The 14200-nt window shown below is 63.0% G+C and carries 13 protein-coding genes; 7 read left to right on the forward strand and 6 right to left on the reverse strand.

Annotated features, from left to right (window positions below):
- Window positions 1-10: 10 nt before the first annotated feature.
- Genes cyoD through cyoA form a run of 4 tightly spaced genes read right to left on the reverse strand, consistent with a single transcriptional unit; the run spans window position 11 to window position 4145 of the window.
- Window positions 11-439 carry a cytochrome o ubiquinol oxidase subunit IV gene (cyoD, locus tag F0Q04_RS10355; protein WP_116925060.1) on the reverse strand — a complete coding sequence of 143 codons (429 nt, stop codon included), beginning with the start codon at window positions 437-439 and terminating at the stop codon, window positions 11-13.
- Window positions 440-1063, reverse strand: a complete 624-nt coding sequence (cyoC, locus tag F0Q04_RS10360) for a cytochrome o ubiquinol oxidase subunit III (protein WP_021026722.1) — start codon at window positions 1061-1063, stop codon at window positions 440-442. It abuts the gene before it with no gap.
- Complete coding sequence (gene cyoB, locus F0Q04_RS10365) at window positions 1056-3059, reverse strand: cytochrome o ubiquinol oxidase subunit I (protein ID WP_116925061.1); 2004 nt, start codon at window positions 3057-3059, stop codon at window positions 1056-1058. Before cyoB ends, cyoC begins: the two co-directional genes overlap by 8 nt.
- Window positions 3060-3089: 30 nt before the next feature.
- On the reverse strand, window positions 3090-4145 hold the full coding sequence (gene cyoA / locus F0Q04_RS10370) for a ubiquinol oxidase subunit II (protein ID WP_116925062.1): 1056 nt from the start codon (window positions 4143-4145) through the stop codon (window positions 3090-3092).
- Between the two features lie 187 nt (window positions 4146-4332).
- Here cyoA and F0Q04_RS10375 point away from each other — a divergent pair, with 187 nt between their 5' ends.
- Window positions 4333-5685 (forward strand): MFS transporter, encoded by a 1353-nt coding sequence (locus F0Q04_RS10375; RefSeq protein ID WP_182345347.1) that lies wholly within the window; start codon window positions 4333-4335, stop codon window positions 5683-5685.
- A 134-nt stretch (window positions 5686-5819) separates the two neighbouring features.
- On the opposite strand, the gene F0Q04_RS10380 is transcribed toward F0Q04_RS10375, so the two are convergent.
- Both F0Q04_RS10380 and F0Q04_RS10385 read right to left on the reverse strand, forming a co-directional pair.
- On the reverse strand, window positions 5820-7823 hold the full coding sequence (locus F0Q04_RS10380; protein ID WP_182345348.1) for a peptidase U32 family protein: 2004 nt from the start codon (window positions 7821-7823) through the stop codon (window positions 5820-5822).
- A 115-nt stretch (window positions 7824-7938) separates the two neighbouring features.
- Complete coding sequence (locus F0Q04_RS10385) at window positions 7939-8667, reverse strand: NUDIX hydrolase (RefSeq protein WP_116925065.1); 729 nt, start codon at window positions 8665-8667, stop codon at window positions 7939-7941.
- 139 nt (window positions 8668-8806) lie between these two features.
- Between F0Q04_RS10385 and F0Q04_RS10390 the strand changes: the two genes are divergently transcribed.
- The 6 genes from F0Q04_RS10390 to F0Q04_RS10415 all read left to right on the forward strand — a co-directional run bounded on the left by F0Q04_RS10390 (window position 8807) and on the right by F0Q04_RS10415 (window position 14141).
- The gene (locus tag F0Q04_RS10390) at window positions 8807-9397 is read left to right on the forward strand and encodes an RNA 2'-phosphotransferase (protein WP_116925262.1); all 591 of its coding nucleotides are present in this window, start codon (window positions 8807-8809) and stop codon (window positions 9395-9397) included.
- Window positions 9394-10008: an HAD family hydrolase gene (locus F0Q04_RS10395; protein ID WP_182345349.1), complete on the forward strand. Its 615-nt coding sequence runs from the start codon at window positions 9394-9396 to the stop codon at window positions 10006-10008. Before F0Q04_RS10390 ends, F0Q04_RS10395 begins: the two co-directional genes overlap by 4 nt.
- Window positions 10009-10116: 108 nt before the next feature.
- Window positions 10117-11052 (forward strand): ADP-ribosylglycohydrolase family protein, encoded by a 936-nt coding sequence (locus tag F0Q04_RS10400; RefSeq protein ID WP_182345350.1) that lies wholly within the window; start codon window positions 10117-10119, stop codon window positions 11050-11052.
- Between the two features lie 32 nt (window positions 11053-11084).
- On the forward strand, window positions 11085-11330 hold the full coding sequence (locus F0Q04_RS10405; protein ID WP_182345351.1) for a hypothetical protein: 246 nt from the start codon (window positions 11085-11087) through the stop codon (window positions 11328-11330).
- A gap of 5 nt (window positions 11331-11335) precedes the next feature.
- Window positions 11336-12841: a tRNA adenosine(34) deaminase TadA gene (tadA, locus tag F0Q04_RS10410; protein WP_182345352.1), complete on the forward strand. Its 1506-nt coding sequence runs from the start codon at window positions 11336-11338 to the stop codon at window positions 12839-12841.
- Between the two features lie 58 nt (window positions 12842-12899).
- The gene (locus F0Q04_RS10415; protein WP_116925069.1) at window positions 12900-14141 is read left to right on the forward strand and encodes a PLP-dependent transferase; all 1242 of its coding nucleotides are present in this window, start codon (window positions 12900-12902) and stop codon (window positions 14139-14141) included.
- Window positions 14142-14200: the final 59 nt, after the last annotated feature.

A 14200-nucleotide genomic window follows, 5' to 3' on the forward strand; every position in this document is an offset into this window, starting at 1 on the left:
TCAAAACAGCTTAGTGGTTGGTGTGGCCTTCGCTGGCAGCAGGTTGCTGCTGGGTCACGGCGGCCGGGTTGTGGTTGTGGCCAGGCATCATGTTGGTATTCATGTGGTACATGACCCACAAGGTACCGGCCAGGGTCACGGCCACGAACACGATGGTGAAGATGGTGGACATCAGGGTCCAGCCGCCTTCGATCTTGCCGTTCATGTGCAGGAAGTAGACCATGTGCACGATGATCTGCACGACCGCGAAGAAGGCGATCACGACCACGGTGGTGGTGCGGTTCTCAAACACATCGCCCATCACCACAGCGAAGGGGATGGCCGTCAGGATGATCGACAGGAAAAAGCCGATCATGTAACCCGAGAAGGTGCTGTGTGGGCCATCGTCGTGACCGTGGTCATCGTGGCCGTGTGCTGCGTGGTTATGTTGTGCGCTCATTTACAGCACTCCCATCAAATATACGAAGGAGAAGACGCCGATCCAGACCACGTCCAAGAAGTGCCAGAACATCGACAGGCACATCAGGCGGCGGTTGTTCTCACGGGTCAGGCCGTGCTTGCCGATTTGCAGCAGCAGCACCACCAGCCACACCAGACCAAAGGTCACGTGCAGACCGTGGGTGCCCACCAGTGCAAAGAAGGCCGACATCGCAGCGCTGCTCTGCGGGCCAGCGCCCACATGGATCAGGTGGTGGAACTCATACAGTTCCACGCCCAGGAAACCGGCGCCAAACAGCATGGTGATGATCAGCCAGACGACGGTGCCCTTGACCGAGCCCTTTTGCTTGGCCAGCATGGCAAAGCCGAAGGTGATGGACGACAGCAGCAGCAAGGCGGTGTTGATGGCCACCAGGCTCAGGTCGAACAGCTCGGCGCCACCTGCACCGCCTGCATAGTTGCGGCCCAGCGCGCCATAGGTGGCGAAGAGGGCAGCAAAGATCAGGCAGTCGCTCATCAGGTAGAGCCAGAAGCCCAGAGCGGTGCCATTTTCAACGTGCGGTTCTTCCTTGAGGAAGTAGTCACGGGTACCGGTCGCGCCGGCGAGGGTGTTGTGATTAGACATGGCGGGCCAACAGTTGGGTACGTTCTTCTTCGGTGGCTGCTACTTCGCTTGCAGGGATGTAGTAGTCACGCTTGTAGTTGAAGGTGTGGATGATCGAAGCCAACACGATGCCGGCAAAGCTGATGCCTGCGATCCACCACATGTGCCAGATCATCGCGAAGCCGAAGACCAGGGCGATCATCGAGATCACGAAGCCGGCGCCGGTGTTCTTGGGCATGTGGATTTCCACGAAACCGTCGAGCTTGCGCTTGTAGCTGTGCTTCTTCATGTCCCACCAGGCGTCGCTGTCATGCACGGCTGGCGTGAAGGCGAAGTTGTACTGGGGAGGAGGCGACGAGGTGGCCCATTCCAGGGTACGGCCGTTCCAGCAGTCACCGGTCACATCACGCAGCTGGTCGCGCTTGAGGTAGCTGACGAACAACTGGATGAAGAAGCAGGCGATACCCAGCGCGATCAGCACGGCACCGAAGGCAGCGATGATGAAATAGATCTGCAGCGAGGTGTCTTCGTAGTGGTTGACGCGGCGGGTCACACCCATCAGACCCAGCACGTACAGCGGGGTGAACGCAACCCAGAAGCCGAAGAACCAGAACCAGAACGATGCCTTGCCCCAGAACTCGTCGAGGCGGTAGCCGAAGGCCTTGGGGTACCAGTAGTTGATACCGGCGAACACGGCAAACACGACGCCACCAATGATCACGTTGTGGAAGTGGGCGATCAGGAACAGCGAGTTGTGCAGCACGAAGTCAGCAGGCGGCACGGCCAGCAGCACACCGGTCATACCACCGATGGTGAAGGTCAGCATGAAGCCCACGGTCCACAGCATGGGCACGGTGAACTTGATGCGGCCACGGTACATCGTGAACAGCCAGTTGAAGATCTTGGCGCCGGTCGGGATCGAGATGATCATCGTCGTGATGCCGAAGAACGAGTTCACGCTGGCACCGGACCCCATGGTGAAGAAGTGGTGCAGCCACACCAGCCAGGACAGGATGGTGATACACACGGTCGCATACACCATCGAGGTGTAGCCGAACAGGCGCTTGCGCGAGAAGGTCGCAACGATTTCAGAGAACACACCGAACGCAGGCAGGATCAGGATGTAGACCTCTGGGTGGCCCCAGATCCAGATCAGGTTCACATACAGCATGGGGTTGCCGCCCAGCTCGTTGGTGAAGAAGTTGGTGCCGACGTAGCGGTCCAAGGTCATCAGCACCAGCACAGCGGTCAGGATCGGGAACGAAGCCACGATCAGCGCGTTGGTGCACAGCGAGGTCCAGGTGAAGATAGGCATCTTCATCAGGTTCATGCCAGGCGCGCGCATCTTGATGATGGTCACAATCAGGTTGATACCGGACAAGGTCGTCCCGACCCCGGCAATCTGCAGCGCCCAGATGTAGTAATCCAGACCCACGCCCGGGTGGTATTCGCCCAGACCCGACAGGGCCAGCCAGCCCAGCGTGGAGAACTCACCGACGAACAGCGAGGCCATCACCAGCACGGCGCCGGAGGTGGTCATCCAGAAGCTGAAGTTGTTCAGGAACGGGAAGGCCACGTCACGCGCACCGATTTGCAGCGGCACCAGATAGTTCATCAGGCCGGTCACAAAAGGCATGGCCACGAAGAAGATCATGATCACGCCGTGGGCGGTGAAGATCTGGTCATAGTGGTGCGGGGGCAGGTAGCCCATCGATTCACCGGCGGCCAGCGCCTGCTGGCCACGCATCATGATCGCGTCGGCAAAGCCGCGCAGGAACATGACCAGGCCCAGGATCATGTACATGATCCCGATGTTCTTGTGGTCGATGGAGCAGATCCAGTTCTTCCACAGCGGACCCCAAAGCTTGAACTTGGTGATACCGGCGACGACCACGAGGCCGCCCAGGACCACGGCGATGAAGGTCCACAACACGATGGGCTCATGCACCATCGGTATGTCATTCCATGTCAGCCGCCCGAGGAGCGGGTCATGGCTTACGTTTGTAGCTACGGACATATTGAGTCTCTTTGAAAATTCTCGATGGGGTTACTGCGCCACGGGGGTGCCAGGCGCTGGCTCGCCCAGGGAGGCGACCACGGCAGGGGCGTTGGCCACCGTGCACACGTCGTCCTCAGGGATCAGCGAAACACTCTTGCCTGCAGCTGCACGGGCCTTCATGTTGGCCATCGCATCCTTGGCCATGATCTCGTCCATGCACATCTTGCCCGCTTCAACGCAGCGGTTGAGCACGGCGTGGTACAGGGTGCTATCGACGGTGCTGAACAGGCGCACAGGATCGCGCTCGCTGGGCTTTTCCAGCTTCACGTATTCAGCACGGTCCAAGGTAGCGCCTTCGGTCTTGGCCTTTTGCACCCAGGCGTCGAAGTCACCATTGCTCAGGCCGTGGAACTTGAAGGTCATGCCGGCAAAGCCCGAGCCGCTGTAGTGCGAGCTCATGCCCTTGTACACGCCAGGCTTGTTGATCACGGCGTTCAACTGCGTCTGCATCGATGGCATGGCATAGATCATGCCGGCCAGGTCAGGCACGTAGAAGGCGTTCATCGTGGTGGTGGCGGTCAGCTTGAAGCGGATCGGACGGTCCACGGGCGCAGCCAGCTCGTTGATGGTGGCAATGCCTTGCTCGGGGTAGATGAACAGCCACTTCCAGTCCATGGCCACGACTTCGACTTCCAGCGGCTTGACGTCTGCAGCCAGTGGGCGGTTGGCGTCAATGCGGTCCAGAGGACGGTAGGGGTCGAGCTTGTGGGTGTAGATCCAGGTCAGGGCGCCCAGCGCGATGATGATCAGCAGAGGAACGGACCAGATCACCAACTCCAGCACCGTCGAGTGGTGCCACTCGGGATCGTAGTCGGCGGGCTCATTGCTTTCGCGGTACTTGAACGCGAACAAGAGGATCAGCACGATCACCGGAACGATGATGATCAGCATCAGCAACGTGGCGATGATCACCAGATTGCCGGACTGCGCCGCCACGTCACCCGCAGGGTTGAGAACGACGGTATTACAGCCTGCAAGGCTGGCGGCAACCAGTAACGCCGCAACGAGCCGTGAGGGCCCGCGAAGTTTGTTGAGATCAGGCATGCGAAAGGGCACGGCTAGCGCGCTTAGGTATAAACATGGATTGCAAAATCCCCCCAAATGTAAATGCTAGAGGCAGGCCTGTCGATTGGACATTTTGTCCTACGCCCTCTCAGAAAGTACCCAGCTAGGCTCCTGGTAAAGGTACGGTCTCAGCAGGCCGGTAACAGCTTGAGGAAGGAGCTTTTGTATGAGTAGTCTCGGTTACACAGCATCTCCTGTCGGCGGCACCCCCGGTGCTGATCCCCGTCCCCGTGCCCATTCTGAAGAAGATGTAACACCTGGCGAGATCGCGGTCGGGGTGATTATCGGCCGTTCGTCAGAGTATTTTGATTTTTTCGTATTTGGCATAGCGGCGGTCTTGGTCTTTCCAAGCGTCTTTTTTCCCAACTTTTCTCAGCTCAATGGCACGTTGCTGTCATTTGCGGTGTTTTCCATCGCTTTTGTCGCCAGACCGGTCGGCACCGCCATCTCGATGGCCATTCAGCGCCGCTGGGGACGTGCCGCCAAAATGACAGTGGCCCTGTTTTTACTGGGCGTTTCCACGGTTGGTATCGCCTTTTTACCCGGGTATGACGTACTGGGCCGCACCGCCATCTGGCTGCTGGCGCTGTTCCGCTTTGCCCAGGGTCTGGCGCTGGGCGGCTCCTGGGATGGGCTGCCGTCGCTGCTGGCGATGAACGCGCCGAGCAACCGCCGAGGCTGGTACGCGATGATCGGCCAGCTGGGCGCGCCACTGGGCTTTGTGCTGGCTGCCGGCCTGTTCGCCTACTTGTACAGCGCGCTGTCGAAGGCCGAGTTCCTCAGCTTTGGCTGGCGCTATCCGTTCTATGTCGCTTTTGCGGTGAACGTGGTGGCCCTGTTTGCCCGGCTGCAACTGGTGCTGGGCCAGACCTACACCCAGGCGATGCAGGAGCGCGAGCTGGAACCCGTCAGCGTCACCCGCCTGATCGACGAGGAGGGCAGCCATGTGGCGATCGGCGCTTTTGCCGCGCTGGCCAGCTTTGCGCTGTTCCACCTGGTCACCGTGTTTCCGCTTTCCTGGATTTCGCTCTATTCGGACCAGCCCATCACCCATGTGCTGGGGGTGCAGATTCTGGGGGCCTTCTGCGCGGCGCTGGCCATTGTGGCCTCGGGCAAGCTGGCAGACAGTTTTGGCCGGCGCAATACCCTGGGCGCGATGGCGGTGCTGATTGCGCTGTTCAGCCTGGCTACGCCCAAGCTGCTGTCCAGTGGCGTGACCGGTAACAATATCTTCATCATCGTCGGCTTTGTGCTGCTGGGCCTGTCCTACGGCCAGTCGTCCGGCACGGTCACCGCCAACTTCTCGGCGCGCTATCGTTACACCGGCGCGGCACTGTCTACCGACATGGCCTGGCTGGTGGGCGCGGCCTTTGCACCGCTGGTGGCGCTGGGCTTGTCAGCCAAGTTCGGCCTGATCGCTGTGTGCCTTTATCTGCTGTCGGGTGCCGTCTGTACCTTGGCGGCCCTGGGCATCAACCGTGCACTGGAGTCGCGCGAAAGCGCCGAGGCCAGCACCTGACCGGTTTTATCAAGGGACTGCCCATTGCGGACAGCCGGGACGAAGGATTGACCTGAGCTCCTGGGCCTTGGTGAAAAAAAAGCTGCAGAGCTTGGCTTCTGCAGCTTTTTTCTTGATGCGGGCGGCTGGCCTGCTCAAGTACGCACCACCGCAGGCCTGGTGCGGTAGAACTGCATTGGGAACTCCTGCATCTCCTTGGCATGCTGGTTGATGACCGAGCGCTTCATCTTGCCGACCACATGCATCTCGCAGGGCTTGCAGTCAAAGCGCAGGGTCAGCTTTTCCTTGCCATTGATCAGCTGCAGGGGCTCGGCCTTGATGGTGCCCTTGACGCCGATGACGCCCTTGGCCTGCTTGGGGCACAGGCTCATCGAGAAGCGCACGCAGTGCTTGGTGATCATCAGCGAGACTTCGCCTTCCTCTTCCTTGCTCTCGTAGGCCGCGTCGATCACCTTGACGCCATGCTTCACATAGAAGTCATGCGCCTTCTGGTTGAACACATTGGACAGATAGGTCAGCGTGTCCTCCGGGAAGGGCGCGGGTGGCTCCACCGGTAGCGCGCGCGGCAGGCGCACAAAGCCGGCCTCGCGGGCGGCTTCGAGCGCAGCCACGGCATCGCGGCGCAGCTGGTTCAGTGCGGATGCCGGGATGAACCAGGGCTGGTCCAGTTTCAGGCTGATGTCGTGCACCGAGAAAATGGTGGCGCCAAAGCGGCCCAGCTGGTCGCGCAGGGTGGCCTCGGCCCGCTCGCTGTCGGTGGCGGCTTGGTGCGGCTGCACCAGGCTCGCGCTGCCGACAAAGCCGTCGTCATCGGTCAAGGTCAATGCAAAGCCGTCCGGGGTTTGGCTCAGCTGGGCCCACAGGCCAATGCGGCGCTCGCTGGATTTCTTGTCCAGGGTGCGCACCCAGGCCATGTCGCGGTTGCGGTTCACTTCCAGGCCCTTGCGCAGGTCCTTGAAGCCGGCGATCGGGTCCTTGGGGAACACACGCCACAGCGATTTCTTTGCATCTACGGACTCGGCGCGGTTGATCTGCATGCCAACCAGTTCTTTTTGCAGGTCGTAGTAGCACAGGCCGTCGCCGTTGTGCAGCACGGTGTCGCCGCTGGAGGCTTCTAGCTCGACAAAGTTCTCCCCCACCTTCGTGACCCAGCCGATCGCGCGGCCCGGGGTCTTGGGGGTGTCAAAGGCGCCAATATCGTCCTTGCGGCCGTTGACAAAGTAATCGGTGAACTCGCGGTTGAAGTTCTGGTCCGGATCGGGCGTGAAGCTGAAGTTGGTCCGGCCCGAGGACGAGCGCGCCAGTGGCGCCTCGGAGAACTCGCGCTCTTCGATGATCTCGTCGAGCAGCTTGCGGTAGTGGGCGGTGATGTTCTTCACATAGCCCATGTCCTTGTAGCGCCCCTCGATCTTGAAGCTGCGCACCCCTGCATCGATCAGTGCGCGCAGGTTGTCGCTCTGGTTGTTGTCCTTCATCGACAGCACATGCTTTTCATGCGCAATGATGCGGCCCTGGGCGTCCAGCACCTCATAGGGCAGGCGGCAGGCCTGGTTGCAATCGCCCCGGTTGGCGCTGCGGCCGGTGTGGGCGTGGGTGATGTAGCACTGGCCCGAGTAGGCCACGCACAAGGCGCCATGCACAAAGAACTCAATCGTCGTGCGGGCCGGGTCGGTGGCGGCGCGCACGGCGGCGATCTGTTGCAGATCCAGCTCACGCGCCACCACGATCTGCGACAGGCCGGCATCCTGCAGAAAGCGGGCTTTCTCGGGTGTGCGGATATCGCTTTGGGTCGAGGCATGCAACTGGATCGGGGGCAGGTCCAGCTCCAGCAGGCCCATGTCCTGGATGATCAGCGCGTCCGCCCCGGCCTCGTAGACCTGCCAGGCCATCTGGCGCGCGCCTTCCAACTCATCGTCGCGCAAGATGGTGTTGAGCGTGATGAAGATGCGGCTGCCAAAGCGGTGCGCATGTTTGATCAGGCGCTCCAGGTCGCGGATGTCATTGCCCGCCGTGGCGCGCGCGCCAAAGGCCGGCCCTCCGATATAGACGGCATCGGCGCCATGGTTGATCGCTTCAATCCCGATATCGGCATCGCGGGCCGGGGAGAGCAGTTCGAGCTGGTGGGGCAGGAGGGACATAGGGGCAGGATTATCTCAGGTCGCTGCAGGAGGGCCGCTGCGCTCGGAGATAAGCTGACTGCAGTGCCAGCCCAAGCACCATGCAGACCCGGTTTAGTCCTTGGGTCAGCCCGGTTCAGCCGCGCGGGCTGAAGGTGCGCGGAAACACCACCGGCGCGCTGCGGTCGGCCAGGCGGTAGCCCATGGCCGGGCGGTTGGAGGGCCCCTCGACATGCCCAGCCTCCTGCAAAAATTGCGCTGCCAGCATGCGGGTGCGAAAGCCGCTCTTGTCTACCGGCCGTCCCAGCACTGTCTCGTACACCTGTTGGAGCTGGGGCAGGGTAAAGGGCTCGGGCAGCAAAAAGGCGGGCAGAGAGGTGTACTCGACCTTGCCGCGCAGTCGCTCGGCGGCAGCGCGCAGGATCTCGCTGTGGTCAAAGGCGAGAGGGGGGCCATCGCAGATGGCATCGACCTCGAACCAGGCCACATCGGCCGCATTAGCGCCCTTGGCCAAGGTCAAGGGCTGCGCAGCTATCAACGCAAAGTAGACATGGGTGGCCGACCAGCCACGCGGGTCCCGGCTGCGCCCGCCCCAGCTGCCCAGCTGCTCCAGGTAGGGGCTGGCGACATTGGTCTTCTCGCGCAGCTTGCGGTTGGCGCAGGCCTGCAGATCGCTGTCCTGCGCTACGTCGACAAAGCCCCCAGGCAGCGCCCACCGCCCGGGGAAGGGCTCGGAGCTTGAGACCGGCCGCTGCACCAGCAAGACCTTCAAGGCCCCGTCCACCACGCTGAAAATCACCACATCCACGGTGGTATAGGGCCGTACAAAATCAACGGGTTGGTGGCTGGCAGCGGTGGAGGCCATAGAAAAACCTTGACGGATAGGAAAGCGAGTTGTATTGTACAACTCATTTAAGTTGCTCAATACAACTTACAGTCTGAAGGTGTGGTGCAGGCTGGACGACTGCACTCTAATAGATGCATAACTACAAAAAGGATAGATGATGACTTTTGAACAACCAACCAAAGACACCCCGGTCGGCGAGCAGTCCACCACCATGACCCGCCGCAGCAAGCTGCTCAGCCTGGTGCTGCGCCACAGCCCGCAGACCATTGGCCTTGAGCTTGACGAGGCCGGCTGGGCGCATACGGACGAACTGCTCGCCTGCCTGGCCCGCAGTGGCAAAGCCATGAGCCCGGTGCAATTGCAGGCAGTGGTGGCAAGCTGCGCCAAGCAGCGCTTTGCCTTCAGCGAGGACGGCAAGCGCATCCGTGCCAACCAGGGGCATTCGGTAACCATCGAGCTGCAATTGGTCCCCAGCACCCCACCGGATGCGCTCTACCACGGCACGGCAACCCGTTTTCTTGACGCGATCCTGGCGCAAGGCTTGCAACGCCAAAAGCGCCACCATGTTCACCTGTCCGCCAGCATCGAGACGGCTGGCGCAGTTGGGCGGCGCCACGGCAAGCTGGCCTTGCTGCGGGTGGATGCGGCGGGCATGGTCGCCAATGGCCATGTGTTCTATTGCTCGGACAATGGTGTCTGGTTGACCGACGCCGTGCCCGTGACCTACCTGCAGAGGCTGGACGAATGAGCGGCCATCGCGTATTGGCGCTGGATGCCGATGGCGTGCTGCTCGACTACAACCTGGCCTATGCCACTGCCTGGCGGCGTGCTTTTGGCCGCTACCCTGACTTGCGCAACCCCCATGCCTACTGGGCGGCAGACCGCTGGGATGTGGAGCGGCTGAGCGGCGAGGCGCTGCACCGGTTTCGCGCAGGCTTTGATGCGCAGTTCTGGTCCGCCCTGCCTGCCGTACCCGGTGCGCTCGCGGCATGCCAGCAACTGGAGGCCGCCGGCTTTGAGCTGGTGTGCCTGACTGCTCTGCAGCCCCATTTTGCCCAGGCACGGCTTGGCAACCTGCAGGCCCTCGGCTTTCCGATTGGGCGGGTGATTGCGACTGGTAGCGATGCCAGTGGCGGCAGCCCCAAAGCCGCAGCGCTGGCCCAGCTTAAGCCGCTGGCCTTGGTGGATGACTATCTACCGAACTTTGCAGGGTTGCCCGAAGGCATCTATGGCGCACTGGTACTGCGCGAACCCGATGGCAGCCCCAACTGCGGACCGGCACTGCAACAACTGCATTCCACCCATGCCAGCCTGGCCGCGTTTGCGCACTCGTGGCTGGCTCAGAGACAAGAGAACTGATATGAAACACACCAACCACGTCCAACTGCCTGCGTTGGCGCGGCGCGCAGATAGCGTAGATGCGTTCGTCATGTTGGCGCGCGCGCAGCTGCCCACCGGAGGCCAGTGATGACGCCAACTCAGGACCGTTTTCAAGGCGCACTGCTGGGGCTGGCCTGCGGTGACGCGGTGGGCACCACGGTCGAGTTTCAGCCGCGCGGTAGCTTTGTGCCGCTGACGGACATGCTGGGCGGGGGCCCGTTCTCGCTGCGCGCGGGCCAGTGGACCGATGACACCTCGATGGCGCTGTGCCTGGCCGAGAGCCTGGTCACCAAGGGCGATTGCGACCCGGCCGACCAGATGGCGCGCTATGCCAACTGGTACCAGTGGGGTTACTGGAGCGCTACCGGCCATTGCTTTGACATTGGCATGGCCACGCGGGAAGCTTTGCAAAGGTTCTTGCTCACCGGCAATCCTCTGGCTGGCAGCACCGACCCGCACAGCGCTGGCAATGGCTCGATCATGCGGCTAGCACCTGTGGCGCTGCGCTTTTGCGGCGATGCGCAGCGCTTGCAGGACAAGGCGGCGCTCAGCTCGCAAACCACGCATGGCGCGGCCGAGTGCCTGGATGCCTGCCGCCTGCTGGCGGTCGCCATCGCCCGCGCGTTGCAGGGGCGGCCCAAAAACGAGGTGCTGGCGCTGTCGGATTTGCCACTGGCCAGCCCCCAGCTGCAGCAGATTGCACAGGGCCATTACCTGGCCAAAAGCCGGGACGACATCCACGGTTCGGGCTATGTGGTGCGTAGCCTCGAAGCGGCGCTGTGGTGCTTTGCCCGGCATGACTGCTTGGAGGACGCGGTGCTGGAGGCCGCGAATCTGGGCGACGATGCCGACACCACGGCGGCCATCACCGGCCAGATCGCGGGCGCTTTTTGGGGCGAGCAGGGCATACCGCGCCACTGGCTGCAGCGCCTGCACCTGGCCGATGAGATCCGGGCGCTGGCTGTGCAGCTGTGGCAGGCCAACCAGGGCTTGCCTGCCACTGGCTGCGATGCCGCGCGATAATCAGACCGCATACGGTATGGAGGGAGGATGCTATGCGTGCGGTATTGGGTTTGGCAGGCTTACTGGTGGTGATGGCGATTGTGGCGCTGCTGATGAAGCAGAACATGGGCGTGACGAAGGCGCCCGCGCCCGCCGCCGTCGAAGGCGTGCGCGTGCCGCAGATTGACACCAGCAAAGATGTGAATGCACAAAGCCGGCAGATCCAGCAGCAGGTGCAGGACCAGTTGAACCAGGCGGTGCAGCAGGATGCGCAGCGCCTGAAACAAGCCGAAGAGTGACGGCGATGGCCGACAGCCTCGTCCCCGCCAGCACCGGCGGCCAGTTGCCCCCCCAGCCTGTTGACGCGCACTGGATGCGCGCTGCGCTGGAGCAGGCACGTGCCGCCGCCGAGGCAGGCGAAGTGCCCGTGGGTGCCGTGGTGGTGCGTGACGGCCAGATCGTCGGCCGGGGTTTTAACCACCCGATTGGCGCGCATGACCCCAGCGCCCATGCCGAGATCGAGGCCCTGCGCGATGCGGCCAAGCGCCTGGGCAATTACCGGCTCGATGGCTGTGCCTTGTATGTCACTTTGGAGCCTTGCGCGATGTGCGCCGGTGCCATCTTGCATGCGCGCCTGGACCGCGTGGTCTGGGGCGCTGCCGAGCCGCGTACCGGTGCCGGGGGATCGGTGCTGGACCTGTTTGCGCAGGCTGCACTGAACCACCACACGGCGGTGACCGCGGGTGTGCTGGCGCACGAGGCTGCAGCCCTGCTCACCGAATTTTTTGGCAAGCGCCGCGTGCAGCAAAAGCAGCAGGCGCTGGCCAGCCACCCGCTGCGTGACGACGCACTGCGCACGCCCGATGCGCTGTTTGCGCCCGCATTGGACTGCGCCTGCCCCAGCTGCTTTTACAGCGAGTGGCCGGCTTTGGGCGGCCTGCGCCTGCATGCCAAAGACAGCGCGGGCCAAAACCCACCGCCAGCCGCCGCTGCCCGGCAATGGCTGCTGCTGCCCGGCCTGCCGGCGCAGCAAGGGCTGTTTCGCGAACTGGCCGCTGGCCTGGCCGCGCGCGGTGACCGCGTGGTGGCACCCGATTGGCTGGGCCTGGGGCGCAGCGACAAGCCCAAAAAGGACAATCGCCTGGGCGATCCCCAGCAACTGGCGATACTGCAAGACCTTGTCCACCAGTTGCATCTGGAGGGCGAACAGGGCCTGGTCGTCGTTGCCCATGGCGATGCCGCGCGCCTGGCCCAGGCGTTGGTGGCACAGCAGGCTGCGCTGGGCAAGCCGGTGCAGGGGCTATGGCTGATCAACCCGCCGAATCCCGCAGCGCCGAGCGCCGACTACCGCCTCTGGCTGGAGCAATTGGCGCGCAAACCGGCGCTGGGCATTGCCGCTGCGCTGGGCACCAGCGCGGTCGATGCTGCGATGGATGCGGACCGCCAGCAATGGGCGGCGCAGTTCCCCGACAAGGGCTACCGCGCAGGGCTGCGCGCCTGGGCACGCGATGCCTTGGCGGCGCTGGATGCGCCCGTTGTGATGCCAAGCGCATCAGCGCCAGCGCTTCCTGTGCTGGTCAGCCTGGGCGAGCAAGCCCGCTGGTGGCCGGCACCTGCGCAGGGACTGGAGGCCTGGCTGGCAGCAGTCGCTACAGCGGCAGGCGGCGCCGGGCCGCTGGCTTGGCAGCGCTGCGCAGGCGGTGACTGGCTGCCGCTGCAAAACAGCGCGGCACTGCTGCAGGCCAGCCGCTTCTTTGATGCGGGTGCCGAGGCCGCAGCGCTGGGCTTGGTGGCGGCGGCTTGGCGCTGAGCCTATCTGCTGCACAATAGCCCGCAGCTGTTCCGTTTTCTGACCGACTTTTTTTGCTATGAGCTCCACCCCCAAACACCAGGCACCGATCACCGGCATCATCCACCACCCCTACACCGCCGATGCGCCCTTTGCAGCGCCGCAGCCCGGCGTGTTCAAGGCATCGAGCGTGTTCTTTCCCAACGTGGCGGCAATGCGCAGCTGGGACTGGAAGGACAAGAGCGCCTTCACCTACGGCCTGCACGGCACGCCCACCACCTACATTCTGGAAGAGCGCATTGCCACCTTGGAAGGCGGCAGCCACTGCGTGCTGGTGCCCAGCGGCCTGGCATCGATCTCGGTGATTGGCCTGGCGTTGCTCAAGAGCGGCGACCATGTGCTGCTGCCCGACAACGTCTATGGCCCGAGCAAGGGCTTTGCCGAGAGCGAGCTGCAGCGCTTTGGCGTCAGCATCGGCTACTACGACCCGATGCGGGTGGACCATTGCGCCAGCCTGATCCAGGACAACACCCGCCTGGTGTGGCTGGAGGCGGCCGGCTCGGTCAGCATGGAATTCCCCGATTTGCTGGGTCTTGTGCGCCTGTGCAAGGAAAAAGGCATTGCCACGGCGCTGGACAACACCTGGGGCGCGGGCCTGGCCTTCAACTGCTTTGACCTGGATGGCGACGGCAGCTACCGCCTGGGCGTGGATGTGTCGGCGCATTCGCTCACCAAGTACCCCAGCGGCGGCGGCGATGTGCTGATGGGCTCCATCGTGTCGCGGGATGCAGCCGTGCACCGCAAGGTGCAGGCCACGCATATGCACCTGGGCCTGGGCGTGGGAGTGAACGATATCGAAACCGTGCTGCGCAGCCTGCCCAGCCTGGCGCTGCGCTACCACGCGCAAGATGCGGCAGCCCGGCAGTTGGCCGCCTTCATGGCCGAGCAGCCCGCCGTGGTGCAGCTGCTGCACCCAGCCTTTGCCGGCTCGCCCGGCCATGCGCATTGGCAGCAGCTCTGTGGCGCGGGCAGCGTGGCGGGCAAGCAGGGCGCAGCCGCAGGACTCTTTAGCGTGGTGATCGATCCGCGCTACAGCCAGCAGCAGATCGACCTGTTCTGCGAGAGCCTGCGCCTGTTCAAGTTGGCCTACAGCTGGGGCGGCCCGATCAGTCTGGTGGTGCCCTACAAGATCAGCAGCATGCGCGCGCTGGGCGAGTCCCAGCTGCAGCCGGGTACGGTAGTGCGCTTTTCGATCGGGCTCGAAGATGCCAACGACCTGCAGCAGGATCTGGCGCAAGCGCTGCAAAAAGCCTTTGGCTAAGAACCTGTTCTAAGGGGTAGGGCTAGCCGCATAAATGCCGCCAGCACCGCGCTGGCGGC

Origin of the sequence: Comamonas koreensis, assembly GCF_014076495.1 — a bacterium.
Taxonomy (GTDB): Bacteria; Pseudomonadota; Gammaproteobacteria; order Burkholderiales; family Burkholderiaceae_C; genus Comamonas; species Comamonas squillarum.